A 24,505-nucleotide genomic window follows, 5' to 3' on the forward strand; every position below is an offset into this window, starting at 1 on the left:
GCCGCTCGAAAAAGGGGAGTGAAGAGGATGATCCGGGGATGGAAATGGGCGGCCGCCGCCCTGTTGCTGACGGCGCCGGCGGTGCAGGCCGCGCCGGCGGATGCCGCTTACGAGGCGGCGCTGGACCGCTATTACGAGCTGACCATCGGCCACGAGCTGGCCACGCTCAACATCGACAAGGTCGTCGAAAGCTTCCGCCAGGGCGCGACCGGCAAGCTGCAGGAGCAGGACTGCGCGAAGCTCACCCGCACGATGGACGAGTTCGCCGACAAGGAGTTCCGCACCGCCGCGCAGAAGTACTTCACGTCGCCGGCGCTGCGCGAGGAGATCGAAGGCGCGCTGCGCAAGCACCTCACGCTCGAGGACCTCAACGCCTACCTCGCCTTCGCCGACACGCCCGCCGGACGGCGCTACATCGAGCACAACCGGCTGGCCTCCGGCGAGGCCGAGCGCGCGGTCGAGGCCAGCGCGGAGAAGCTGTTCGAGCGTCCCGAGTTCCAGGAGATGCTGTCCCAGCTCTTCGCCAAGGTCATGCCGGTGATGCTGGAGTGCCAGAAGAAGTGAGCGCATGGCGCCGCGCCTGAGCCTGATCGCCGCGCTCGACCGCCGCTACGCGATCGGGCGCGGCAACGCGCTGCCCTGGCACCTGCCGGACGACCTGCGCCGGTTCAAGGCGCTCACGCTGGGCAAGCCGGTGCTGATGGGGCGGCGTACGGCCGAATCGCTGGGACGGGCGCTGCCTGGCCGCCGGAACCTGGTGCTTACGCGCAGCGGCGCGGTGCCGTTTCCCGGCATGGAGCCGTTCGCGGCGCTGGAGACGGCACTGGAGGCGGTCGCCGACGCGCCGGAGGTGGCGGTGATCGGCGGCGGCGACGTGTTCGCACTGTGCCTGCCGCGCGCGCGCCAGATGCACCTGACCTGGGTCGACACGGAAGTCGGGGACGCCGATGCGTTCTTTCCGCCGTTCGATGCGGAAGCGTGGACGGTGACCTCGCGGCAGGCGCATCCGGCGGACGCGCGGCATGCGTTCGCGTTCGAATTCGTCGACTACGCGCGGCGCGGCGGCTAGCGGTCCGCCGGCCGTTCAGCGCCTGGACGGCGGTCGCGGCTTCGGCGGATCGGCCGGCACGTCGCGGCCGGGCACCTGCACCACGCACAGGGCCTCGCCGTCCAGCCGCAGCGCGGTGAGCCTGCCGCCCCACACCGCGCCGGTGTCGATCGCGTGCACGCCGTGGCCGATCATCAGCCCGAGCGTGGACCAGTGCCCGCAGACGATCCTCAGGTCGCGCTCCACGCGGCCGGGCACTTCGTACCACGGGTACAGACCGGCCGGCTGCGTGCCCGGCGCGCCCTTGTCCTCGAAGCCGATGCGGCCGCGTGGCGTGCAGTAGCGCAGGCGCGTGAAGACGTTGATGATCGCGCGCCAGCGGTCGATGCCGTTCAGTCGCGGATTCCATGCCGGCGCGTCGCCGTACATGTTCTTCAGCAGCTTGGCGTGCTGCTCGCCGTGCAGTTGCTTCTCCACCTCGGCCGCGTAGCGCTCGGCCATTTGCGTGGTCCACTTCGGCGCCAGCCCGGCATGGACCATCATCCAGCCGAGGCGGCGGTCCACGTGTGCCAGCTTCTGCCGGCGCAGCCAGCCCAGCAGCTCCGCGCCATCGTCGGCGAACAGGATCCGCTGCAGGTCCGGATTGACCTTGCGCTGCTCTTCCGGCTTGCGCTGCGCGATCGCCAGCAGCGACAGGTCGTGGTTGCCGAGCACGACCACGCTCTGTTCGCGCAGCGAATGCACCAGCCGCAGGGTCTCGAGCGACTGGCCACCGCGGTTCACCAGGTCGCCGCAGAACCAAAGCCGGTCGGTGGCAGGGTCGAAGCGGATCTTCTCGAGCAGCCGCTGCAACGGATCGAGACAGCCCTGCAGATCGCCGATCGCCCAGATCGCCATCGCGCGGCCTCAGTGCAGTGTGCGCGGCGTGCTGAGCGTGAACGCCGGGATCGGCGCCTCGAAGCGCGTGCCGTCGTCGGCCAGCATCGCGTAGCTGCCCTGCATGGTGCCGAGGCTGGTCTCCAGCACCGCGCCGGAGGTGTACTCGAAGTCCTCGCCGGGCCGCAGGCGCGGCTGCTGGCCGACCACGCCCTCGCCCTCGATTTCCTGCACCTTGCCGTTGGCGTCGGTGATCACCCAGCGGCGCGCCAGCAGGCGCGCCGGCACCCGGCCGCTGTTGCGGATGTGGATGGTGTAGGAGAAGACGTAGCGGTTCTTTTCCGGCTCGGACTGGTCTTCGAGGTAGCGCGTGGCGACGGCGATGTCGAGGGCGTAATCGTTGCGGCTCATCCCGGCAGTGTAAGCAATCGCGAACGGCGCGTGGAATGAAGGGCCGTAGGGGTTTTCCCATGCGCGCGGGCGCGATCGGGCCTGCGCGTGCGGCCGCGCGTGGCGGCTCAGGTCGGACCGCTGCGCTGGCCGAGGAGGTTGGCAAGACGCACGAAGTCCGCCACCGCGACCTGCTCGGCACGCGCGTCGGGACGCAGCCCGGCGGCCTCGATCGTCGCCGCGTCGCACTGCTGCGCCAGCGCGTTGCGCAAGGTCTTGCGGCGCTGGCCGAACGCGTCGCGCACCACCGCCGCGAAGCGGCCCGGATCGGCGATGCCGATGTCCTCGCGCCGGCGGGGCACCAGCCGCACCACCGCGGAGTCGACCTTGGGCGGCGGACGGAACGCGCCGGGCGGCACCCGGAACAGGGACGTGACCGTGCAGTAGGCCTGCAGCATCACGCTCAGCCGCCCGTACACCTTGCTGCCCGGCGCGGCGGCCATGCGGTCGACCACTTCCTTCTGCAGCATGAAGTGCATGTCGCGCACGACCGCGGCGTGGTCGAGCACATGGAACAGGATCGGCGAGGAGAGGTTGTACGGCAGGTTGCCGACCAGCCGCAGCGGCGGGCCGTCGCCGGCCAGCGCGGTGAAGTCGACTTCGAGCACGTCGCGGTGGATGACGGTCAGCTCGCCGTGCGCGCGCGCGGCCTCGGTGAGCGGCGCGATCAGATCGCGGTCGTACTCGATCACGGTGAGCGCGCGGTGGCGGTCCAGCAGCGGAAAGGTGATGGCGCCCTGGCCCGGGCCGATCTCCACGAGGCGATCGCCCGGCTGCGGATCCACCGCCTGCACGATCTTTCCGATGATGCCGCGCTCGTGCAGGAAGTGCTGGCCGAGGTGCTTCTTGGGCGGTTCGGTGAACGGTCGGCTCATGGCAGTGGATCCCACCGCGAATCCGCATGCACGATCGTGGACCGGGCAACGCAGCCCGGCGCATGGCGATCGGTCTTTGCGCGCCGCGCGTGATCGGCGTTCATCCGTGTCGATCCGTGGAGCGCCGGCGCGCGATGGCGATGCAGGTCTGCATCGCCGCGATCATGCTCGACGGGTCGGCGGCGTTGCGGCCGGCCAGATCGAGCGCGGTGCCGTGATCGACCGCCACCCGCGGGTACGGCAGGCCGAGCGTCAGGTTGACCGCCTGTTCGAAACCGGCGTGCTTGAGCACGGGCAGTCCCTGGTCGTGGTACATGGCCAGCACGGCGTCGAACTCGCGCAGTCTGGCCGGCAGGAAGGCGGTATCCGCGGGCAGGGGGCCGATCAGGGCGAGCCCTTCGGCGCAAAGCCGCGTCACTACCGGCGCGATGACCTCGATCTCCTCGCGGCCGAGATGACCGGCTTCGCCCGCGTGGGGGTTCAGACCCAACACCGCGATGCGCGGCGCCTCGATGCCGAAGTCCCGCCGCAGCGCGGCGTGCAGGATGCGCAGCGTGCGCTCCAGCGGCGCCGGCTGGAGCGCGTCGGGCACCGCGCGCAACGGCAGGTGCGTGGTCGCCAGCGCGACCCGCATCGACGGATTGGCGAGCATCATCACCACGTCGCAGCGCGCATGGGCCGCGAGCAGTTCGGTGGTGCCGCTGTAGGCGATGCCGCCGGCGTTGACGGTCGCCTTGTGCACCGGCCCCGTGACCAGCCCCGCGTAGTCGCCGCGCACGCAGCCGTCGGCCGCCCGCAGCAGGGCGTCGACGACGGCACGGGCATTGCGGGGATCGGGCGTGCCGAAGATCGTCGGCACCGCGTTCGGCACCGGCACCACCGCCAGTTCGCCGGGGCCGCGGGCGTCCGCGTCCGCGGGCAGCAGATGCAGCGGACGGCCGACCACGGCGGCGGCGGCGCGCAAGGTGTCCGGATCGGCGAGCGCGACCAGCGCGCACTCGCGCGGCCGATGCGCGAGATGGACGCACAGTTCCGGGCCGACGCCGGCCGGTTCGCCCGGGACCAGCGCGAGCCGCAGCGGGGCCATCAGCCGCCGGAGGTCGGCGCGGTCGCCTCGGCGTTGGCGTCGGCGGTGGCGTCCAGGCGCATCTCGACGAAGGCGTCGCCGCGCAGCTCGCCGAGGAAGCGGTTCCACTCGTCCTCGAGCTTGCGGCGGCCGATCATCTCGCGCACCTGTTCGCGGCGGTTCTGCTCGCCGACGTCGGTTTCGCGCGTGCCGACGCGCTGGATCAGGTGCCAGCCGGCCTGGGTACGCACCGGCGCCGACACCTCGCCGTCCTGCAGGCCGGCCACTGCGTTGCCGAACTCCAGGCCGTACTCGTCGCGGGTGAACCAGCCGATGTCGCCGCCGCGGCTCTTGGAGCCGAGATCCTCGGAATTCTCGCGCGCAAGCTGCTCGAAATCGGCGCCGCCGGCGATGCGCGCGCGCAGCGTCTCGGCGCGCGCGCGCGCCTCGGTGTCGCTGGTGTCCTCGTCGACGCGGATCAGGATGTGGCGCGCCTGATACTGGGTGACCAGACGCGGCTGCGCCTGGCTCGCATCGCGCGTCTCCACCAGACGCAGGAGCTGGAAGCCGCTCGGGCCGCGGATCGGTCCGACCACCTGGCCGACCGTCATGCCGCGCACGAGGTTGGCGAACGCCGGCGGGATCTCGTCGAGCGAACGCCAGCCGAGGTCGCCGCCTTCCAGCGCGTTGGGGCTGTCCGAATAGCGCACGGCGGCGGCCGCGAAATCCATCTCGCCGCGCTCGATGAGGTTGCGGATGCCCTCGATCTTCTTCTGGCCGGTGGCCACCTGCTCGGGCGTCGGATTCTCCGGCAGCGCGACCAGGATGTGCGCGAGCCGGTACTGGCTGCCGGTGGCCTGCTGCTGCTGGAGCGCGGCGTCGACTTCGGCGTCGCTGACGGCGATCCGGCTCTGCGCGAAGCGCTGGCGCAGGCGCTGGATCAGCATCTCGTCGCGCACCGAGGCGCGGAATTCGTTGAACGACGTGCCGTCGCGCGCGAGCTGCTCGCGCAACTGCTCCACGGTGATGCGGTTCTGGGCGGCGATGCCGGCGATCGCCTGGTCGATCTCCGGATCGGTGACGCGGATGCCGCTCTCCTGCGCGCGCCCGACCTGCAGCTTGATCAGCACCAGCCGCTCCAGCACCTGACGCTCGAGCACCTCGCGCGGAGGCAGCTGGGTCTCGCGCCCCGCGTACTGCTGGAGGATGTTGGCGACCGCGCGGTCGAGCTCGCTGCGCAGCACCACGTCCTCGTTGACCACGGCGACGATGCGGTCGATCGGCTGGGTCTGCTGCTGGGCGGGCGCGGCGGCGGCGAACAGCAGCAGCGTGGCGAGGAGACTCGCGAGGAATGTCTTCATGGGAGCGGATCGGAAGTGTCGTCGACGGGGCCGCGCGGGATCGACGAAGGCGGCACGAGGTAGAGATCGTCGCGGTCGTAGCCGAGGATAGCACGGCGCAACACGCGCTCGGTTTTCTGGCCGGCCGAGCCCAGGCCCTTCAGCTCGAATTCGACCTGCAGGGCGTTGTTGAGTTCCCCGGTGCGGTTGCGCAGATAACGCCGGCCCACCACGCGCACGGCGAGGCAGCAGCTTTCCCACTGCACGCCGGCGATGGTCTCCAGCTCCTTCTTCTCCAGCAGCGAGTAGTAGTAACGCCCGACCACGCTCCAGTTCTGATTGATCGGGTACAGGAAGGAGAGGTCGGCCTGCTCGAGCAGGTCGTTGCCGGTGGCCGGGTCGCGGCGGTAGCGGTAGCCCAGGTTGATCACGCCGGCCTCGCCCACGAGGTAGCGCACGCGCAGGCTGGCCAGATCCTCGCGGCGGAACTTGGGGTTCCACTGGTAGGCGGCGCCGATCGACCAGCGGTCGTCGGGCATGAAGCCGACCTCGGCCACCCACGCCGAGCGCCCGCGTTCGATCGACGGCTCGCCCGCGTACAGACGCACGCGGCTTTCGTCGAGGTAATGGATCTGACCGAGGCTGGCGGAAAGCCGCTCGCGGCCGTCGTCCTCGCTGATGAAACGGGTGGTGAGCGCGGTGGTGATCTGGTTCGCGTCCGCCTGGCGGTCGGCGCCGGTGTAGCGGTTGTCGCGGAACAGTTGACCCCAACTGAAGCTCATCAGGTTGGTGTCGAACAGCGGCAGGTCGTCCTGGTTCTCGTAGGGCACGCGCAGGTAGAACACGCGCGGTTCGAGCGTCTGCAGGAAGCGCTCGCCACGGAACCGGAAGGAGCGGTCGAAGTAGACCCCGGCGTCGATCGAGCCGATCGGCAGCGAGCGGCTGGGGCTGCGGTTGCGGAACGAGGCATCCAGCGCCGGGGTGTACGGTACCCCGTTCTCGGCCGCGAACGCGCGCGCGCGCGCTTCCGCGAGCGCGTCGGCGGTGTCGTTCTCCAGCGCATAGCCGGTGTAGCGCCAGGCCAGCCGTGGCGCGACGTACCAGGCAGCGCCGCCGATGGTGGCGGACACGTAGGGCCGTGCATCGAGGCGGCTGCCGCCGCCGAAGACCTCGTGGTCGAAGCGCACCGCCTCGGCGTCCACGCCCACCTCCAGCAGCCGCCCGAACGGCTGCGACCAGCGCGCCACCAGCCGCGGCAGGCGATGGAAGGGCAGGTTGGCGTCGCTGAGGGTGTAGTCGGCGAGCTGGTAGTGATCGGCACTGAGCGAGGCCTCCCAGTTCCGTCCGCGGCCGAACACGCCGATGTCGCTGCTGACGAAGTACGCCGAGTTGGTCAGCGTGCTGCTGCTGAAATCCTCGACGTAGTGGGTGTCGCTCACCCAGTTGAGGTTGGTCGCCGCGTGCCAGCGCGTGTCGAGCCTGTGTTGCGCGTCGAGGTGGAACATGCCGCGGTTGCGGCCGGGGCGCTCGGCCTCGGTGGAGACGCCATCGCGGTTGTCGTCGTAGCGGTCGGGCTCGTCGTCCGGGAGCTGGTCGTCGGGCATCCAGGTGCCGGCCACGCGCCCGTTGCCTTGGCCGTACAACCAGCGGAACTCGCCGCCGAGCGCCACGCCGCGCTTGCTCATCAGCCGTGGTTCGAGGGTGGCGTCGTAGTTCGGTGCGAGGTTGAGGTAGATCGGCTGGCGCCAGTCGAAGCCGTTGCGGCCCGAGTTGCCGACCCGCGGGTAGAGCAGGCCGGTGCGGCGGCGGTCGTCGACCGGGAACATGAACCACGGCACGTACAGCACGGGCACCTTGCCGACGCGCAGCGTCGCGTTGCGCGCCACGCCCAGGCCTTCGGCGGTGTCGATGTCGATCCGCTCCGCGCGCAGCTCCCAGGCGCGCTGCGAGGGCGCGCAGGTGGAGTAGGTGGAACCGATCAGCGCGCCGTGGTCGCCGCGCAGTTCCACGCGCTCGGCGCCGCCGTTGCCGCGGCGGCGGGTGAGCTGGTAGCGCACGTCCTCGATGCGGTGGCGGTCGGCTTGCTGGTCGCCTTCGGCGCGGGTGGCGGTGATGCGCATGCCCGAGTCCTGGTAGCGCACGCTGCCCTCGGCCACGTAACGCCCGGTCTCGGGGTTGTAGGTCATCTGGTCGGTGCCGAGGAACTGGTCGCCGCGCGTCAGCGTGACGTTGCCGCGGATCACCGCGGTGTCGTCCGCCTCGCCTTCGAGCTGACCGTCCAGCAGGTCGCCGGAGATGTCGGTCGGAAACTGCACGCGCGTGCCGGCATCGCCGGTGGGCGCGGGCGCATCCGGGAATACCGGCACCACGTCCTCGATCGGGCACAGGCCCCAGTTCTCCTCGTCTTCTCCCTCGGCGGCGAACGCGGGCAGCGCGAGGGCGATGCAGATCGACAACGGCAGCAGGCGGAGAGGTTTGCGCACGAGCACCGTTCCGGGCAGACGGAAAACGGCCGCTAGCTTGCCGGAAGGCTTGCGATGCGGCAATGCGGACGCCATCTTCGTGGAAACGGGCTTCATCCGCCGTGCAACCAGGAGGGCGTCATGACCGACATCCCGCGCACCGACGAGGAGTGGCGCCAGCGGCTCACGCCGGAGCAGTACGCGATCTGCCGCTGCTCGGCCACCGAGCGCGCGTTCACCGGCAAGTACTGGAACCACAAGGAGCCCGGGCGGTACGTCTGCGTCGCGTGCCGCGCGCCGCTGTTCGATTCGGCGGCGAAGTACGACTCCGGTTCGGGCTGGCCCAGCTTCCGCCAGCCGGTCGCGGCGGACGCGCTCGGCGAGCACGAGGACCGCAGTCACGGCATGCGCCGCATCGAGGTGCGCTGCCGCCGCTGCGATTCGCATCTCGGGCACGTGTTTCCCGATGGCCCGCCGCCGACCGGGCTGCGCTACTGCATCAATTCGGCCGCGCTGGATTTCGTGCCGGCGGAGGCGGGCTAGCCTCCTGCGACGCACTGCGCATGCCGGCTGGCGCGGCTTCGGTCGCGCTCAGGCCAGCAGGGCGCCGACGTGGGCGATGCTGCATTCGCGCAGCGCCGTGAGGTCGTAGCCGCCTTCCAGCATCGACACCACGCGGCCCTGCGCATGCCGCTGCGCCAGCGCGCACAGCGCGCCGGTGAGCCAGGCGTAGTCCTCGGCATCCAGCAGCAGTTGCGCCAGGGGGTCGCGCCGGTGCGCGTCGAAGCCGGCGGAGATCAGCAGCAACTGCGGCCGGAAGGCGTCGACGACCGGCAGCAGCCGTTCGCGCCATGCGGCGCGGAAGCCCTCGCCGCCGGTGCGCGGCGGCAGCGGCGCGTTGACCACGTTGCCCACGCCGCGCTCGTTGGCATGGCCGCTGTCCGGGTACAGCGGCATCTGGTGGGAACTGACGAACAGCACGCGCGGGTCGTGCTCGAAGATGGCCTGGGTGCCGTTGCCGTGATGGACGTCGAAATCGGCGATGGCCACCCGCGCGAGGCCATGCTTGTCGAGCGCGTGCGCGGCTGCCACCGCGATGTTGTTGAACAGGCAGAAGCCCATCGCGGTGCCGGCGGTCGCATGGTGGCCCGGCGGACGCACCGCGCAGAACGCCCGTCGCGCGTGGCCGCCGAGCACGGCGTCGACCGCCGCGATTCCGGCACCGGCGGCGTGCAGCGCGGCTTCGGCGGAGAACGGCGACAGATAGGTGTCCGGATCGAGCTGCACCGTCCCGCTCTCGACGCGCACGCCGAGCACGTCGCCCAGCAGGTCGGCGGTGTGCACGCGCAGAAGCTGGCCGCGTGTGGCGCGCGGCGATTCGTGCCACGACAGCGTGGGGTAGGCCTGGCCGAGCGCGTCCAGCACCGCCCGCAGACGCGCGGGCCGCTCGGCGTGCAGCGGCCCCGGGTCGTGCGCGAGGCACGACGGATGGGTGATCAGCCGCAGCGGATCGGCCGCCATGTCAGGCGCGGCGCCGTTCGTGGTTCCACAGCACCTCGCCGTGGCCGCTGGCGCGCGCCAGCACGCGCGCGAGCACGAACAGCAGATCGGAGAGACGGTTGAGGTAGCGCACGGCCTCGGGGCGCACGGCATCGTGGCGCGAGAGCGTCACCACTTCGCGCTCGGCGCGCCGCACCACGGTGCGGGCCAGATGGCAGCGCGCCGCGGCCTCGCCGCCGCCGGGCAAGATGAAATCCTTCAGCGGCGGCAGCGGCGCGTTGAACGCGTCGAGCTGCTGCTCCAGGCGCTCGACGTCGGCTTCGGAGATCGCCGCATGGCCGGGGATGCACAGCTCGCCGCCGAGGTCGAAGAGCTGATGCTGGATCGCGGTCAGCAGCGCGCGGACGTCGTCGGGAATCTCGCAGGCGAGGATCAGGCCGATGCACGAGTTGGCCTCGTCCACCGTGCCGTAGGCGGTCACCCGCGCGCTGTCCTTCGACACGCGCGTGCCGTCGCCCAGCCCGGTCGTGCCGTCGTCGCCGGTGCGGGTGTAGATCTTCGAGAGGCGGTTGCCCATCAGCGCGTCACGGCCGGCGCGCCGCGCAGGCGCGCGGCCTGCGCCACGGCGACGTGCAGCAGCGCCGCGGTGCCGACGTAGCGGGCGGTGGTGGCCATGAACGGCAGCAGCCAGTCGGTGTAGTTCTTCCACCAGCCGGCGAGCGTGGGTTCGGCCACCACGTCCGAGGTCCAGTAGAACGCGCCCTGGCTGATCAACTGGCAGACCACGACCGACAGCACGACGCTCGCCGCGAGCAGGCCGAGCGAGCGCAGGTCCGCGGCCGGGCGCCGGCGCTGCAGCCACATGCCGCCGGCCCACATCGCGAAATAGGCCGGCACCAGCGCCCAGTAGCCGGGCGAGACGCAGTAGTGCTGCCAGAAGCTCTGGCCGCTGGCGCTGATGACCAGCCAGTCGACCGCGACGGCGAGCGCCATCAGCGCGGGGAACGCGGCGCGCGTCCACGCGGCGAGATAGAAGCCGCCGATGAAGAACACGGCCCAGGACGCGTCCGGCAGCGGGCCGAAGTGGTCCGCGCGCGTGCCGGCCATCAGCACGGCGAGCAGGAGCAGGATCAGGCTGCGGAAAGCGGTGCGAGGCATGGGAACTCCGTGAACGGGCGGCGGCCGAGGCGCGGCCGGACCGGCGCATTCTAACGGAGCGCGCGGCGCGGACGCGTGCGCGGGGCCGCGGGCGCGGGGCCGCGGGCGCGGCGGCGTATCATCCGCGCATGAACGGATCCTCACGCACGCACGACGTCGTCATCGTGGGCGGCGGGCTGGTCGGCGCGAGTCTGGCGCTCGCGCTGGACCGCATCGGTCTGGACGTGGCGCTGGTGGAGGCCACGCCCGCCGACCGCATGCCGGCGGTGTTCGACGAGCGCAACCTCAGCTTCAGCGAGGCGACGGTGAACGCGTTGAACGCGCTGGGCGTGCTGCAGAAGCTGCGATCGCCGGCCGGCGCGATCGCGCGCATCCATGTCAGCCGTCGCGGCGATTTCGGGCGCGTGCTGCTGGAGGCCGCGCGGCACGGCCGGACCGAATTCGGCCGCGTGGTGGTCGCGCGCGATTTCGGCGAGGCGCTCGAGGCGCGGCTGGCCGAGCTGGGCGGACTCAGCCGCCATCGCCCCGCGCGTTTCGTCGGTCTGGGCGAGGTCGAGGCCGACGCGCGCCGCGTGCGCATCGCCGATGCGGGCGGCGAACGCGAGCTGCGCGCGCGCCTGCTGGTGGCCGCCGACGGCAGCGACAGCGCGGTGCGGGAATCGCTCGGCATCGCCGCGGATACCCACGATTACCGGCAGACGCTGCTGGTGGCCCGCCTGCGGGCGCAGCGCGCGCCCGACGGCACCGCCTACGAACGCCTCACCGCCGACGGACCGACCGCGCTGCTGCCGCGCGGCGACCGCCACTGGGGCCTGGTGCATGCGGTGCGCGCGGACGACGCGGCGGCGGTGATGGCGCTCGATGAGGCCGCGTTCCTGGCGCGCGTGCAGGACGCCTTCGGCTGGCGGGTCGGACGCCTGCTCGGCTGCGGCGCGCGCAGCGCCTATCCGGTCCGGCGCGTGCTGGCCTCGCGGCTGGTGGCGCCGCGCGCGGTGCTGGTGGGCAACGCCGCGCAGACCGTGCATCCGCTCGGCGCGCAGGGCTTCAACCTCGGCCTGCGCGACGCGCTCACGCTGGCCGAGCTGATCGCAACGCGCGGCGGCGATCCCGGCGCGCCCGCACTGCTCGCCGATCATGCCCGTCGCCGCGAGGAGGACCGCGCGCGTACCGTCGCCTTCTCCGACGGCCTGGTGCGCGTGAGCGGCAACGAGTCGCCGCTCGCCTCGCCGCTGCGCAGCGCGGGGTTGTGGGCGCTGCAGCGCGTGCCGTTCGTGCAGGCGTGGCTGGTCGGCGGTGCGATGGGCTACCGCGGCGACGTGCCCGCGCTGTGCCGGAGCGCGGCATGACGCGGCGCGAGCGGACCGAAGTGCTGGTGGTCGGCGGCGCCGTGGTGGGCGCGGCGATCGCGCTCGCGCTCGCGCAGGACGGCTTCGAGGTGATGCTGGCCGAGGCGCGCCCGCCGCCGCCGTGGCGGTTGGAGGCGCCCGACCTGCGCGTGTACGCGCTGGCGCCGGACAACGCCGCATTCCTCGATGCGCTGGGCGTGTGGGCGGCCATCCGCGAGGCGCGCGCGCAGCCGTATCGCAGCATGCGCGTGTGGGATGCCGGCGGCGGCGCGCCGCTGGTGTTCGAGGCCGATGCCGTCGGCCGGCCGCAGCTCGGCTGGATCGTCGAGCACGCGCTGCTGGTGGATCGGCTGTGGGCGGCGCTGCCCGCGGCCGGCGTGCGGGTGGCGAGCCCGGCTTCGCTGCAGTCGCTCGCCCAGGACGAGAGCCAGATCGAGGCGCGCTTCGTCGACGCGCAGGACCCGCTGGCGGTGCGCGCCCGCCTGCTGGTCGCGGCCGACGGCGGCGCCTCGCGGGCCCGCGAGCTGGCGGGCATCGGCATCTCGGCGCGCGATTACGGACAACGCGGGCTGGTGGCGTTCGTCGACAGCGAAGGCCCGCACCGCGCGACCTGCCTGCAGCGCTTCCTGCCCGGCGGGCCGCTCGCGTTCCTGCCGTTCGCGCACGCGGGCGGGCGTCGGCACTCGATCGTGTGGTCGCTGCCCGAGGCGGAGGCGCAGCGCCTGCTGGCGATCGACGACGCCGCGTTCGCCGGCGAGCTGCGGCGCGCGTCGGACGATGCGTTGGGCGCGCTGACGCTGGCCTCGCCGCGGGTGGCGTTCCCGCTGCGGCGCCAGCTCGCGCGCCGCTACCGCGACCGGCGGCTGCTGCTGGCCGGCGATGCCGCGCACGTGGTCCACCCGCTCGCAGGGCAGGGCGTCAATCTCGGCCTGCGCGACGCCGCCACGCTGCGCGAGACGCTGCGCCGCGCGCGGCAGCGCGGCGGCGATCCCGCCGCCTCGTCGCTGCTGGATCGCTGGGCGCGCACCCGGCGCAGCGAGAACGCGGCCGCCGCCTACACGTTCGAGACGATCAACCGCGTGTTCTCCAACGACGACCTCGCGCTGACGCTGCTGCGCGGCCCGCTGATGGGCCTCGGCGCGCGCGTGCCGATGGTGCCGGCGGCGCTGGCGCGGGCGGCGATGGGGCTCTGAGCGCGCAAAGGAAACGCCCCGGCGAGCCGGGGCGTTCCGATACGTCGAACCGGGTTGCCGCTCAGTCCATCCAGCCCTTCAGTTCGTCCTGGCTCAGGCGTCCGTCGCGGTTGCTGTCGACCGCGCGGAACTCGGCCATCAGCGTCGCGTTGGCGCGCGCCTCGCTGCGGCTCAGGGCGCCGTTGCCGTCCTTGTCGAGCGCGCCGAAGTCGATCTTGTAATCGCCGACCACCGAGTCGGGCAGGCTGCTGGTGACCTGCACGCCGCCGGCGACCGAGCCCACCGTTCGGGTCACGCCCGTGGCGGTGCCGGCGGCGCCGGCCTGCGTCGCGCCGGTGGCGCCCGTGGCGCCGCTGCCGCTCTGCAGGGTCCCGGCGGTGCCGGTGGCGCTGGTGCTGCCGCCCGCGCCGATGGTGCCGCTGCCCGCGGTGCCGCCCGCGCCCACCTCGCCGCTCGCGCTGGTCGACGTGCCCGACTGCGCGGCCGTGGAGGCGGCCGCGGCCTGCTCGGCGGCCACTTCCGTTTCCGCCGCCGCGGCCTGCGGGTTGGCGCCCTCGCTCGCGGCGGCGGCGCTGCCCTGCGCCGCCTGGGCCGCGTTCACCGCGGCGTTGGCGGAAGACTGGGCGGCGGCGCGGCTGTCGGTCTCGGCTTGCGCCGCGGCCTCGCGTGCCTTGCGCGCATCCTCGGTGGCCTTGCGCGCGTCGCGCTCGGCCTCGGCTTTCGGGCGGACGCCGGCCTGCGTCTGCTGCGCATACAGCGGGGCGGAGAAACCGGCGGCGGCGACGAGCGCCGCGGACAGGACGGAGCAGGTGAAAGCTTTGTTCTTCATGGCGCGTCCTCTCGGACTGGGGATCGACGCCACGCTAGGACGCGGCCGATCAAACGCCCGTTAAAAGCCGGCGAACGCGCGCTGAATCAGGACGTCGGTTCACTTGCGGTGGCGAAAACGGTGATCTCCTCGCGGTCGTGGTAGAGCTGCCGCGCGCGCAGCGTGAGCGGAGCGTGAACCTGCTCGCGCAGGCGATCCAGGCACAGCCGCGTCTCCGCCCAGCGCTTCTTCATCGGCAGCTTGAGATTGAACACGCTGCGCCGGCACCAGCCTTCGCGCAGCCAGGTGGCCATGCGGTCGGCGACGCGCCGGGGCTGTTCGACCATGTCGCACACCATCCAGTCCAGCGCTTGCGGCGGACGCCAGGTGAAGCCGTCGGCGCGCAGGTGTTCGACATGGCCGAGATCGAACAGATGCGCGCGCAGCGGGCCGTTGTCGATCGCGTACACGCGCAGGCCGTGGCGCAGCAGCACCCAGGTCCAGCCGCCCGGCGCGGCGCCGAGGTCGGCCGCGCGCATGCCCGGCCGCAGCAGGCGCTCGCGTTCGCGGTCGTCGAGCAGGGTGAGGAAGGCTTCCTCGAGCTTCAGCGCCGAGCGGCTGGGCGCATCGGGATGCAGGCGCAGGCGCGGTACGCCGAGCGGCCACGGCGCGCTGTCGTGCGGATCGCTCCATGCCAGCAGCGCGTGCTCGCCGCTGCGGAACACCACGTGCAGGCGGGGCAGGGCCGCATCGTCCTGCGGCGCGAGACGGCCGCTTTCGCGCAGCGCCGGGCGAAGCGCGTTGGCGAACGCGCGCGCGAGGCCCGCCAGCGGTTTGCCGGCATCGGAGTCGGCGTGCTCCACCCACAGCGTGCCGAAGCGCGAGGGGCAACCGGCCGCACCGTCGAGGGCGGCGAGGATCGGCGCGATGCGGTCGCGCGGATCGAGCGCCTGCAGTTCGGCGAAGCGGATCAGCTTCTGCCGCGCGAAGATCAGCGCGCGCAGCGGCAGCGCGGCCGACAGCGCGCTGGCGCCGTCGGCGAAGAACTCCACCAGCGCGCTGCCGCGCTCGGTGCGGGCGTAGCCGGCGAACCCGGCTTCGCTGGCGCGCTCGGTCAGCTCGGCGGCGAGTTCCGGTTCGAAGCCGGCACGGCAGTGGCAGAGGAGGGCGTCGGCGTGGGGCATGGCGGCGGGAGCGGAGAAGGGCGGCGTGCGCTCGGCTGGCGGGTTCACCCCGCCCCGGCCCTCCCCTGCCTTCGCAGGGAATGGAGCGGGCGGGCGCTGCCGTCCGCACCGGCGCGGGCGAACGGGTCAGTAGCGTGCGCCGCCGCTTTCGGCGTAGGCGCGCAACACCTGGCACGCGGCGTCGCGATGCAGGTCGCGCACGACCTCGATGCCGCGCCGCTGCAGCTCGCCGACCCAGTCCGCCGGCAGCGGCCCTTCGTCGAAGGCGGTGAGCGTTTCGACGTCCTCGCTGCGCGCGCCGATCAGCAGGCGGTCGATGCCGGCCCACACCGTCGCGCCGTAGCACTGGCAGCAGGGTTGGGCCGAGGTCGCCAGCGTGATCGGCCCGAGCCGCGCGCCGTCCTCGCCCTCGTTGAGCCGCGCGCGCTGGCAGCGCAGCTGCGCCAGCATGTAGGCCATCGTTTCCGCATGCGCGAGCGAGCACGACTGCGGCAGCACGCGGTTGACGCCGACCGCGATCACGCGGTGGTCGGGGCCGAACACGGCGGCGCCGAAGGGGCCGCCGCTGCGCGCCTCGACGTTGCGCCGCGCCAGCTCGATCGCGAGCGCGACCTTGGCGGCATCGTCGGGGTACACCGCGTGCGGGTCGACCGCCTCGTGCACCCAGGCCGGCAGGGTCAGATGGACTTGCGCGTAGAGCATCAGCGGACGACTCCTTCGCCGGCGGGGATTCCTTCGCAGCGGCCCCTCACGCAGCGGCAGCCGCCGAGCTCGGCAAAGCCGCACACCGACGCCATGCCCGTGCGCGCGCATTCGGCCTGCACCGCCTTGGGATCGGTCGGGCTGTCCTTGTTGAGGCATTGCGGGTAGTAGCCGCAGCAGTTGCCGACGTCCTTGACCGTGCAGTCGGCGTCGGTCCTGCAGCGGTAGTCGAGCTGCACGCCCGGTCGGCCGACCTGTTCCGGCGGCAGCGGGCCGCCGGTGCGCGGCATCGGCCGTGACGACGGAGCGGCGGGATCCACCGCTGCGGCCTGCGTGGGCGCGGTAGGCGCGGACTGCGGGCCATCGGTCGCCGGCGAGGCATCGCGTGCCGGCGGCGTGCAGGCCAGGACGACGAGGCCGATCAGCAGGACGAACAGCAGGCGTGCGGTCATGGCGGGGGTTCCTTGTCCGGGAGGGCAGGTTAGCCGAGCGCGCGTGGGCAGGCGGGACCGCACCCGCTCGTTGCCCCGGCGGAAGCCGGGGCCCTTGGGCTTCGTTCGTCGCGGGCGGCCGACGAAGGGGATGCCGGCTCGCGCCGGGATGGCGGCGCTACCCCGTCCAGCCGTCGCGCAAGGTCACGCTGCGGTTGAACACCGGCGCGTCGGCGCGGTGGTCGTAGCGGTCGGCGACGAAGTAGCCGAGCCGTTCGAACTGGAACGACTGCTCGGGCTGGGCGTTCGCCGCGGCCGGCTCCACGTAGCCGCGCACGGTGCGGCGCGAATCCGGGTTGAGGTGGTCCTTGTAGGTCTTGCCGCCCTCGTCGTTGTCCGGATCGGGCACCGCGAACAGGCGCTCGTACAGGCGCACTTCGGCCGGCACCGCGTGGCGCGCGCTGACCCAGTGGATGGTGCCCTTCACCTTGCGGTCGGCGCCGGGCAGGCCCGGGCGCGAATCGAGGTCGAGCGTGCAGCGCAGTTCGACCACCTCGCCGGCGCCGTTCTTCACCACCTCGTCGCAGCGCACGATGCCGGCGCCGCGCAGCCGGACCTCGCCGCCCGGGATCAGGCGCTTGAAGCCCTTCGGCGGCACCTCGGCGAAGTCGTCGCGCTCGATCCACACCTCGCGCGCGAACGGCACGTCGCGCTCGCCGAAGCTCGCATCCTTCGGGTGGTTGGCGAAGCGCAGCGTCGCCTCGTAGTCCTCCGGCAGGTTGGTCAGCACCATGCGGATCGGGTCGAGCACCGCCATGCGGCGCGGCGCGCGCGCGTCGAGATCCTCGCGCAGCGTGTTCTCCAGCACCGAGAAGTCGATCAGCGCGTTCTGTTTGGACAGGCCGAGCCGCTCGACGAACAGCCGCAGCGCGCGCGGCGTATAGCCGCGGCGGCGGATGCCCTGCAGGGTCGGCATGCGCGGATCGTCCCAGCCGTCCACCAGCCCGTCCTGCACCAGCGCCATCAGCTTGCGCTTGCTCATCACCGTGTAATTGATGTTGAGGCGCGAGAACTCGATCTGGCGCGGCTTGGCGGCCTCGAACGGAAAGCCCTTGTCGGTGAGCGGCTTCAGCAGCTCGGGATGGTGGGCCAGGTCCACCTTGTCCACGCACCAGTCGTACAGCGGGCGGTGGTCCTCGAACTCCAGCGTGCACAGCGAATGGGTGATGCCCTCGATCGCATCCGACAGCGAATGCGCGAAGTCGTACATCGGGTAGATGCACCAGGCATCGCCGGTGTTCTGGTGCGGCACGTGCTTGATCCGGTACAGCGCCGGATCGCGCAGGTTGATGTTGCCGCTGGCCATGTCGATCTTCGCCCGCAGCGTGCGCGCGCCGTCCGGGAACTCGCCGGCGCGCATGCGGCGGAACAGGTCGAGGTTCTCCTCCACCGAGCGGTTGCGGTACGGCGACTCGCGTCCGGGCTGGGTGAGCGTGCCGCGGTACTCGCGCACCTGCTCGGCGGTCAGGTCGCACACGAACGCGTCGCCCTGGCGGATCAGCTTCTCGGCGGCGAGGTAGAACACCTCGAAGTAGTCCGAGGCGTGGCGCAGCTCGTGCCAGTCGAAGCCGAGCCAGCGCACGTCGTCCTGGATCGCCTGCACGTACTCGGGGTCTTCCTTGGCCGGATTGGTGTCGTCGAAGCGCAGGTTGCAGCGGCCGCCGAACTCCTCGGCGATGCCGAAGTCGGTGCAGATCGCGCGCACGTGGCCGATGTGCAGGTAGCCGTTCGGCTCGGGCGGGAAGCGGGTCTTGATCGCGGCGTGCTTGCCGCTCGCCAGGTCGTCGCGGACGATCTGCCGGATGAAGTCCTGCTTCACGGGCGAGGCGTCCGTGGCGGCGGCGGAGGAAGGCGGCAGGGTGTCGGACGTCGCGGACATGCGGCGGCTGGCGTGGCGAAGGGGAACGCGCAGTTTAGCCGCTGCGGAGTGGACGCGTGCCCGCGCGGTGCCAGGCGGGTCGCCAGCCTGAACGCGGCCGACACCGTGGCGTGCCACACTGGCCGAGCCCGTCCGCGGAGTACGCCCGTGCGCGTCGTCTACGAAGCCGCCCATCTGATCGACGCCCATCTGGTCAAGCACGCGCTGGAGGATCTGGGCATCCCCGTGTTCCTGCGCGGCGAGGCGCTGGTCGGCGGCATGGGGGAGCTGCCGCTGTTCGGGGTGGTGGCGGTCTGCGTGCCGGAGGGCGCGCAGGCGCAGGCCGAAGCCTGCGTGCGGGCGCTCGGGCTGGGCGAGCCCGCCGCCGCGCGGCCGGCCGAGGACGGAGGCGCGATGCTGCCCGCCTGATCCCGGGGCCGCGCTGCGGATCGCGCCGTCCCGCCGCTGCGCTTGCCGCCGCCAGCCGCGCACGCGACGATGCGGCGCCTTCCGACGGAAACCCACGCCATGCCCGTGCTGGTGATCGGCAACAAGAACTATTCCTCGTGGTCGCTGCGGCCCTGGCTGCTGCTGCGGCATTTCGGCGTGCCGTTCGAGGAGCGCCGGCTGCCGCTGGATACGCCCGAGTTTCACGCCGAGATCGCGCGCTGGTCGCCCAGCCGCCGCCTGCCGGTGCTGCACGACGACGGCCTGGCGATCTGGGACTCGCTGGCGATCTGCGAGTACGCCAACGAGCGCTGGCTCGACGGCCGCGGCTGGCCGGCGGACTGCGCGGCGCGCGCACTGGCGCGTGCGGCCGCGGCCGAGATGCATTCGGGCTTCGCCCATCTTCGCGAGCAGTTGCCGATGAACGTGCGCCGCACGCCCGACCGCTACCGCTGGGACGCGCGCGCGCAGGCCGACATCGATCGCGTCCAGGCGCTGTGGCGCGACCTGCGCGGCCGCTTCGGCGGCGACGGCGAGTTCCTGTGCGGCGCGTTCGGCATCGTCGATGCGATGTTCGCGCCGGTGCTGTATCGCTTCCTCGGCTACGGGGTGGCGATGGACGAGGTCGCCACGCAGTGGTGCGCGGCGATGTCGGCGCTGCCGGCGATGCGCGAATGGCGGACGGCCGCGCTCGCCGAGACCGAGCGGATCGCCGACACCGACGCGAAGGCGCAGCCATGAGCGCGACGCCGTTCGCCGCGCTCATCCGCGATGTCGCGGATTTCCCGCAGCCCGGCATCCTCTTCAAGGACATCACGCCGCTGCTCGCCGACGCCGACGCGTTCGCCGACGCGATACGCGCGATGGCCGCGCCCTGGCGCGGGCGCGGGGTGCGCTACGTGGCCGGCATCGAGGCGCGCGGTTTCATCCTGGGTGCGGCGCTGGCGCGCGAGCTGCAGGCCGGTTTCGTACCGGTGCGCAAGCCCGGCAAGCTGCCGGCGCGGGTGATCGGCGAGCACTACACGCTCGAATACGGAGTCGCCCGCATCGAAGTGCATGCCGATGCGGTGCCGCCGCAGGCCGGGGTGCTGCTGGTCGACGACGTGCTGGCCACTGGCGGCACGCTGCGCGCGGCGCGCTCGCTGCTGCAGCGCACGGGCGCGCGTCTGCTGGGGGCGACCGTGCTGGTCGAGCTGGAGGCGCTCGGCGGCCGCCGGCACTGGGACGCGGACGTGCCGCTGCACGCGGTGCTGCGGTTCTGACGCGGCGGGGCGTACGCTGGCGGAGCGGCCGCCGGCGCCCGGCGCCGGTTTGACGGAAGCGGGGGTGATCACGATGCGGGGTATCGGAGCCTTCAAGCAGCGCATGCCGCGACCCGAGGACGCCTTGCCCGGCCGCGACGCGCCGCTGCCGCTGCGCAACGCGCACCACGTGCACGGCCGCCCGCTGCGGGGCGATTTTCCGGGCCTGCGCAGCGTGCTGTTCGGCATGGGCTGCTTCTGGGGCGCCGAGCGCAAGTTCTGGCCGCTGCCCGGCGTGTACACCACCGCGGTCGGCTATGCCGGCGGCTACACGCGCAACCCGACGTATCGCGAGGTGTGCTCCGGCCTCACCGGGCATGCGGAGGTCGTGCGCGTGGTCTACGAGCCGGGCGCGATCGCCTTCGGCGAGCTGCTGCGCGTGTTCTGGGAGAACCACGATCCGACCCAGGGCATGCGCCAGGGCAACGATGTGGGCACGCAGTACCGCTCGGTTGTCTACTGCGAGACGCAGGACCAGTACGACGCCGCGCTTGCCAGCCGCGAAACGTTCCAGCAACGCCTCGCCGATGCCGGCTTCGGCGCGATCACCACCGAGATCCGTTTCCCCGCTCCGGCGTTCTACTACGCCGAGGACGAGCACCAGCAGTACCTGGCCAAGCATCCGCACGGCTACTGCGGCCTGGGCGGGACGGGCGTGAGCTGTCCGGTGGGGTGGTAGCGGGGCCGGGGGGCGGCGAATCGGGGGTGGCGGCGCCTGGGCGAATCCCGAGCTTGAATGGGCCCCGGCCTTCCCCGGGGCGACGGGTGGCACGCTGTGCCGGCAGCCCTCTACGCCGTCGTCCCGGCGTCCTTCTTCACGCCCGGGATGAGCCCGGACCCGTTTGAACGTCGCCGTCGCCGGCTACTCGCAAGCGTCCTCCAGCCGCCGGTAGCGCACGCGGCCGGTCGGGAGGTGGAGGTAGGGCAGCTCGAAGCAGCGGCGTCGCACGCCGTCGGCGTCGCGCCCGCGCACCGTGCGCAGGGGATGGCGTTCGACGCGGCGACCGCGGGCGTCGTACACGTGCAGCTCGAGGCTCGGGCCCAGGACGGCCGGGCTGTCGCTGACGTCGGCGCCCGCCGCTTCGGCGAGCTGCAGGCGTCCGTCGGCCCCGCGCACGATGCGCGGCGCGAACACGATGCGGCCGTCCTCGTAACGGGGCATCGAGTAGTGATAGCGCAGCACGCCGTCGCCGCTGTCGACCGCGAAGAAGCGGCTCGATCCGCCGTCGACCCGCACCAGTGCGCGCCCGCGCCAGCGCCACACGCCCACCCCGTGCGAAGCCGCGCCATCGCGCCAGTAGGCGACCACGTTCCGCCGCTCGGCGTCGAACGCCGGCAAGGAGAGATCCTGCAGCGCTGCCGGCGCATCGACGAACCGCCCCGCGCGCGCGTCGTACAGCCAGGCCTGGTGCGGCACGTTCGGTCCCGCCGGCAGGTGCAGCCCGATCAGCAGATCGGCATCGCCGTCGAAATCGGCGTCCACGATCCACGGCGCGAACGGGCGGCAGGTGCCGATCGACTCGGTGTCCAGTTGCTGCAGCAGGCGGCCGTCGCGATGGATGCGGATGGCGCGCACGGTCGGCGCCTCGGCGCATTCGTCGCCACGCGGGGGCGGCGCGTCCATCAGCAGCGTGAGCGCGAACGGGAATGCCGGCGCGTGCGGTTGCGGGCGCAGCGCCACCGGCTGGGGGCCGTCGGCGCCGGTGCGCGTTCCCTGCCAGCCGTCGCCGGCGCGCGCGAGCGTCCAGCGCGCCGGCGCGTCGCCGGTTTCCACGAGTTCGAGCGTGCCGGCCGCGAACGTGCCCGACAGCCAGCGGCGACCGCCCGGCGGGCAGGGCGCGCGGCAGCGGGTGCCGGCGACGGTCGGCCCGAAGCGGTCCAGCTCGACCAGCGTTGGCTCGCCCGCCAGCGTGCCGTGCAGCCGCAGCGCTTCGAACTCGACTTCCACCGCCGCCTGGCCGCGGACCGGCCCGGCGAGCAGCAGCGCGCAGGCGAGGAGGCGGACGCAGCGGATCACGGTCGCCGCCGCCGCGAGGCCGGTACGGCGCGGCTCATGCGCGCGCTTCCGCCGGGGGCGCCTCGGCCGCCGGCGGGCGCAGCAGATCCGGCGGCAGGCGGCGGAGCTCGGCGGCGAGCCGCTGCAGGAACTCCCCCATCGCCGAACTGCGCCGCCACAGCATGGCGATGCGGCGGTGCGGCACCTCGCCGCGGAACGGCACCAGCCGGATGTCGGGCGAGGTCGGCACCGGCGGCTGCACCGCCAGCACCGGCAGCAGGGTGATGCCGACGCCGGCGGCGACCATCTGCCGCAGCGTCTCCAGGCTGGTGGCGCGGAAATCGTCGCGTTCGTCGGCGCCCGCCAGGCGGCAGACGTCGAGCGCCTGGTCGCGCAGGCAGTGGCCTTCCTCCAGCAGCAGCAGGTGCTGGCGGTCGAGGTCGCTGACTTCCAGCGCCTCGCCGCCGGCGAGCGCGTGGTCGCGGGGCACGGCCAGCACGAACGGCTCGTCGAACAGCGGCTCGACGTGCAACTGGTCGTCGTGCACCGGCAGCGCGAGGATGCCGGCATCGAGGCGGCCGTCGCGCAGGCGGGCCAGGATCTGGTCCGTCTTCTCCTCCACCAGCAGCAGCTCCAGCCGCGGGAAGCGCTCGCGCAGCGCCGGCACCACGTGCGGCAGCAGGTAGGGACCGAGCGTCGGGAACAGGCCCAGGCGCACGGTGCCGGCTTCCGGATCGCGGCTGCGGCGTGCGATCTCGGCCATCTCCTCCACCTGCGCGATGACCTTGCGCGCGCGCTCGGCGATCTGCTGGCCGACCGGCGTGAGCATCACCTGCCGCGGCGAACGCTCCACCAGCGCCACGCCGAGCTCCTCCTCGAGCTTCTTGATCTGGGTCGACAGCGTCGGCTGACTGACGAAGCTCGCGGCCGCGGCGCGGCCGAAGTGCTTGTGGTCGGCCAGAGCGACCAGATATCGCAGGTCTCGCAGGTTCATGCGTTCGATAGGTTCAGGCTATCGCCATCATAGGGACAATTCATTTCCCTGATCAAACGGCGCGCGCCACACTAGCCGTCTCCCGCGGCCTGCGGGCTTTCGATCCCCCATCCACGTTCAAGACAGGAGTCTTCGCATGCTCACCATCGGCGACAAGTTCCCGCAGTTCAAAGTCAAGGCCACCGTCGGCATCGACAACCTCGGCACCGCCTTCGCCGACATCGACAACGAAACCTACAAGGGCAAGTGGCTGTGCGTGTTCTTCTATCCGAAGGACTTCACCTTCGTCTGCCCGACCGAGATCAAGGGCTTCGCGGACATGAACCAGCAGTTCCTGGACCGCGACTGCCAGATCCTGGCGGCCAGCACCGACAGCGAGTTCGTGCACCTGGCCTGGCGCAAGGACCACAAGGACCTGCGCGATCTGCCGTTCCCGATGCTGGCCGACATCAAGAAGGAACTGACCACCGCGCTGGGCATCCTCGGTGAGGACGGCGTGGCGCAGCGCGCGACCTTCCTGGTCGACCCGGACGGCATCATCCGCTTCGTCTACGTCACCGACGGCTCGGTCGGCCGCAACCCGCAGGAAGTGCTGCGCGTGCTCGACGCGCTGCAGACCGACGAGCTCTGCCCGTGCAACTGGCACAAGGGCGAGGAGACGCTCAAGGTCGCCTGATCCTCCGGCGCTCCCGCGCGCGCCGCCGTCCGCTGGCGGGCGGCGCGCGGTTTCCGCACGCGGCCGCTGCGGCGGCTCTCTCTCCCTCCCACCGCGTGCGGGATCCGAGGCCGGGCGCTGCCCGGCCTCTTTTTTGCCCGCTCCCCACGAACGGAACCGCCATGACTCTTGCCGATCTGCGCAACCAGCTTCCCGACTACGCCAAGGACCTCAAGCTCAACCTCGACAGCGTGCTCAGCGAGAGCGGCGCGCCCGGACTCGATCCGCGCCAGATCCGCGTGATCGCGCTCGCCTGCGCCATCGCCGCCCGCCACGAGCCGCTGCGCCGCGCGGTGGAGGCGTTCGCCGCGGAGCAGCTTTCGCCCGCGGAGATCGACGGCGCGCGCGCGGCCGCCGCGATCATGGCGATGAACAACGTGTTCTACCGCGCCACCCACCTCATCTCGAATCCCGAGTACGGCCAGATGCGCGCCGGACTGCGGATGAACGTGATGATGAACCCGGGCGTGGACAAGGCGACCTTCGAGCTGGCGTCGCTGGCGGTGTCGGCGATCAACGGCTGCGGCGCCTGCCTGGATTCGCACGAGAAGGTCGTGCGCCAGCACGGGCTGAGCGCGCAGGCCGTGCACAGCGCGCTGAAGATCGCCTCGGTGGTGCACGCGGTGGCGGTGACGCTGGAGCAGTCGGAACCGGCCGCTGCCTGAGTCCGCGACCGCGCGGCTCAACTCCGCCCG

The 24,505-nt window shown here is 72.4% G+C and carries 27 protein-coding genes; 11 read left to right on the forward strand and 16 right to left on the reverse strand.

Features of this window, described 5'->3' with window-relative positions; genetic code table 11:
* Positions 1-27: 27 nt before the first annotated feature.
* Positions 28-564 carry a DUF2059 domain-containing protein gene (locus FQY64_RS00155; RefSeq protein WP_186760815.1) on the forward strand — a complete coding sequence of 179 codons (537 nt, stop codon included), beginning with the start codon at positions 28-30 and terminating at the stop codon, positions 562-564.
* Between the two features lie 4 nt (positions 565-568).
* Positions 569-1,069 (forward strand): dihydrofolate reductase, encoded by a 501-nt coding sequence (locus tag FQY64_RS00160; protein ID WP_146471678.1) that lies wholly within the window; start codon positions 569-571, stop codon positions 1,067-1,069.
* A gap of 15 nt (positions 1,070-1,084) precedes the next feature.
* Here the strand turns inward: FQY64_RS00160 and FQY64_RS00165 are convergent, their stop codons facing one another.
* The 6 genes from FQY64_RS00165 to lptD form a co-directional block, all read right to left on the reverse strand.
* A complete protein-coding gene (locus FQY64_RS00165; protein ID WP_146471679.1) occupies positions 1,085-1,945 on the reverse strand; it encodes a symmetrical bis(5'-nucleosyl)-tetraphosphatase in 861 nt (286 codons plus the stop codon).
* 9 nt (positions 1,946-1,954) lie between these two features.
* A complete protein-coding gene (gene apaG, locus FQY64_RS00170) occupies positions 1,955-2,335 on the reverse strand; it encodes a Co2+/Mg2+ efflux protein ApaG (protein WP_146471680.1) in 381 nt (126 codons plus the stop codon).
* A gap of 107 nt (positions 2,336-2,442) precedes the next feature.
* A complete protein-coding gene (gene rsmA / locus FQY64_RS00175) occupies positions 2,443-3,249 on the reverse strand; it encodes a 16S rRNA (adenine(1518)-N(6)/adenine(1519)-N(6))-dimethyltransferase RsmA (protein ID WP_146471681.1) in 807 nt (268 codons plus the stop codon).
* Between the two features lie 100 nt (positions 3,250-3,349).
* Positions 3,350-4,336 (reverse strand): 4-hydroxythreonine-4-phosphate dehydrogenase PdxA, encoded by a 987-nt coding sequence (pdxA, locus tag FQY64_RS00180; protein WP_146471682.1) that lies wholly within the window; start codon positions 4,334-4,336, stop codon positions 3,350-3,352.
* Positions 4,336-5,676: a peptidylprolyl isomerase gene (locus FQY64_RS00185; protein ID WP_146471683.1), complete on the reverse strand. Its 1,341-nt coding sequence runs from the start codon at positions 5,674-5,676 to the stop codon at positions 4,336-4,338. The genes pdxA and FQY64_RS00185 overlap by 1 nt, the downstream gene beginning before the upstream one ends.
* Positions 5,673-8,138 carry an LPS assembly protein LptD gene (gene lptD / locus FQY64_RS00190; protein WP_146471684.1) on the reverse strand — a complete coding sequence of 822 codons (2,466 nt, stop codon included), beginning with the start codon at positions 8,136-8,138 and terminating at the stop codon, positions 5,673-5,675. The genes FQY64_RS00185 and lptD overlap by 4 nt, the downstream gene beginning before the upstream one ends.
* A gap of 120 nt (positions 8,139-8,258) precedes the next feature.
* Here lptD and msrB point away from each other — a divergent pair, with 120 nt between their 5' ends.
* Positions 8,259-8,660 (forward strand): peptide-methionine (R)-S-oxide reductase MsrB, encoded by a 402-nt coding sequence (gene msrB / locus FQY64_RS00195; protein ID WP_146471685.1) that lies wholly within the window; start codon positions 8,259-8,261, stop codon positions 8,658-8,660.
* 48 nt (positions 8,661-8,708) lie between these two features.
* On the opposite strand, the gene FQY64_RS00200 is transcribed toward msrB, so the two are convergent.
* From FQY64_RS00200 to FQY64_RS00210, 3 genes are read right to left on the reverse strand one after another with little or no spacing between them, the layout of a single operon-like run.
* Positions 8,709-9,623 carry a histone deacetylase family protein gene (locus FQY64_RS00200; RefSeq protein ID WP_146471854.1) on the reverse strand — a complete coding sequence of 305 codons (915 nt, stop codon included), beginning with the start codon at positions 9,621-9,623 and terminating at the stop codon, positions 8,709-8,711.
* A gap of 16 nt (positions 9,624-9,639) precedes the next feature.
* The gene (locus FQY64_RS00205) at positions 9,640-10,194 is read right to left on the reverse strand and encodes a cob(I)yrinic acid a,c-diamide adenosyltransferase (RefSeq protein ID WP_146471686.1); all 555 of its coding nucleotides are present in this window, start codon (positions 10,192-10,194) and stop codon (positions 9,640-9,642) included.
* The gene (locus FQY64_RS00210; RefSeq protein ID WP_146471687.1) at positions 10,194-10,775 is read right to left on the reverse strand and encodes a hypothetical protein; all 582 of its coding nucleotides are present in this window, start codon (positions 10,773-10,775) and stop codon (positions 10,194-10,196) included. Before FQY64_RS00210 ends, FQY64_RS00205 begins: the two co-directional genes overlap by 1 nt.
* 128 nt (positions 10,776-10,903) lie before the next feature.
* Between FQY64_RS00210 and ubiH the strand changes: the two genes are divergently transcribed.
* Together ubiH and FQY64_RS00220 are read left to right on the forward strand one after the other, a co-directional pair.
* Positions 10,904-12,121, forward strand: a complete 1,218-nt coding sequence (gene ubiH, locus FQY64_RS00215) for a 2-octaprenyl-6-methoxyphenyl hydroxylase (protein ID WP_146471688.1) — start codon at positions 10,904-10,906, stop codon at positions 12,119-12,121.
* Positions 12,118-13,314, forward strand: coding sequence for an FAD-dependent monooxygenase (locus tag FQY64_RS00220; protein WP_146471689.1), 1,197 nt, complete (start codon positions 12,118-12,120; stop codon positions 13,312-13,314). Before ubiH ends, FQY64_RS00220 begins: the two co-directional genes overlap by 4 nt.
* A 61-nt stretch (positions 13,315-13,375) precedes the next feature.
* Here FQY64_RS00220 and FQY64_RS14975 read toward each other — a convergent pair whose 3' ends face one another.
* From FQY64_RS14975 to FQY64_RS00245, 5 genes are all read right to left on the reverse strand, one after another.
* Positions 13,376-14,143, reverse strand: coding sequence for an EF-hand domain-containing protein (locus FQY64_RS14975; RefSeq protein ID WP_229814829.1), 768 nt, complete (start codon positions 14,141-14,143; stop codon positions 13,376-13,378).
* 86 nt (positions 14,144-14,229) lie between these two features.
* Complete coding sequence (gene rlmM / locus FQY64_RS00230) at positions 14,230-15,306, reverse strand: 23S rRNA (cytidine(2498)-2'-O)-methyltransferase RlmM (RefSeq protein WP_146471690.1); 1,077 nt, start codon at positions 15,304-15,306, stop codon at positions 14,230-14,232.
* Positions 15,307-15,432: 126 nt separating this feature from the next.
* Positions 15,433-16,008, reverse strand: a complete 576-nt coding sequence (locus FQY64_RS00235) for a nucleoside deaminase (protein WP_146471691.1) — start codon at positions 16,006-16,008, stop codon at positions 15,433-15,435.
* Positions 16,008-16,460, reverse strand: a complete 453-nt coding sequence (locus FQY64_RS00240) for a hypothetical protein (protein WP_146471692.1) — start codon at positions 16,458-16,460, stop codon at positions 16,008-16,010. Before FQY64_RS00240 ends, FQY64_RS00235 begins: the two co-directional genes overlap by 1 nt.
* A gap of 157 nt (positions 16,461-16,617) precedes the next feature.
* Positions 16,618-18,378, reverse strand: a complete 1,761-nt coding sequence (locus FQY64_RS00245) for a glutamine--tRNA ligase/YqeY domain fusion protein (RefSeq protein WP_146471693.1) — start codon at positions 18,376-18,378, stop codon at positions 16,618-16,620.
* A gap of 147 nt (positions 18,379-18,525) precedes the next feature.
* Between FQY64_RS00245 and FQY64_RS00250 the strand changes: the two genes are divergently transcribed.
* From FQY64_RS00250 to msrA, 4 genes are all read left to right on the forward strand, one after another.
* Positions 18,526-18,786 (forward strand): putative signal transducing protein, encoded by a 261-nt coding sequence (locus tag FQY64_RS00250; RefSeq protein WP_146471694.1) that lies wholly within the window; start codon positions 18,526-18,528, stop codon positions 18,784-18,786.
* A 99-nt stretch (positions 18,787-18,885) separates the two neighbouring features.
* Complete coding sequence (locus FQY64_RS00255; protein ID WP_146471695.1) at positions 18,886-19,545, forward strand: glutathione S-transferase family protein; 660 nt, start codon at positions 18,886-18,888, stop codon at positions 19,543-19,545.
* Positions 19,542-20,066 (forward strand): adenine phosphoribosyltransferase, encoded by a 525-nt coding sequence (locus FQY64_RS00260; protein ID WP_146471696.1) that lies wholly within the window; start codon positions 19,542-19,544, stop codon positions 20,064-20,066. Before FQY64_RS00255 ends, FQY64_RS00260 begins: the two co-directional genes overlap by 4 nt.
* A gap of 73 nt (positions 20,067-20,139) precedes the next feature.
* On the forward strand, positions 20,140-20,784 hold the full coding sequence (gene msrA, locus FQY64_RS00265) for a peptide-methionine (S)-S-oxide reductase MsrA (RefSeq protein ID WP_146471697.1): 645 nt from the start codon (positions 20,140-20,142) through the stop codon (positions 20,782-20,784).
* 183 nt (positions 20,785-20,967) lie between these two features.
* Here the strand turns inward: msrA and FQY64_RS00270 are convergent, their stop codons facing one another.
* Both FQY64_RS00270 and FQY64_RS00275 read right to left on the reverse strand, forming a co-directional pair.
* Positions 20,968-22,122: an XAC2610-related protein gene (locus tag FQY64_RS00270; protein WP_146471698.1), complete on the reverse strand. Its 1,155-nt coding sequence runs from the start codon at positions 22,120-22,122 to the stop codon at positions 20,968-20,970.
* A 34-nt stretch (positions 22,123-22,156) separates the two neighbouring features.
* Positions 22,157-23,095, reverse strand: a complete 939-nt coding sequence (locus FQY64_RS00275) for a LysR substrate-binding domain-containing protein (protein WP_146471699.1) — start codon at positions 23,093-23,095, stop codon at positions 22,157-22,159.
* Between the two features lie 136 nt (positions 23,096-23,231).
* Between FQY64_RS00275 and FQY64_RS00280 the strand changes: the two genes are divergently transcribed.
* Positions 23,232-23,771 (forward strand): peroxiredoxin, encoded by a 540-nt coding sequence (locus FQY64_RS00280; protein WP_146471700.1) that lies wholly within the window; start codon positions 23,232-23,234, stop codon positions 23,769-23,771.
* A 161-nt stretch (positions 23,772-23,932) separates the two neighbouring features.
* Complete coding sequence (gene ahpD / locus FQY64_RS00285) at positions 23,933-24,475, forward strand: alkylhydroperoxidase, AhpD family (RefSeq protein ID WP_146471701.1); 543 nt, start codon at positions 23,933-23,935, stop codon at positions 24,473-24,475.
* The last annotated feature ends 30 nt before the right edge of the window (positions 24,476-24,505 follow it).

The organism is Vulcaniibacterium thermophilum (assembly GCF_007923255.1).
Classification (GTDB): domain Bacteria; phylum Pseudomonadota; class Gammaproteobacteria; order Xanthomonadales; family Xanthomonadaceae; genus Lysobacter_F; species Lysobacter_F thermophilum.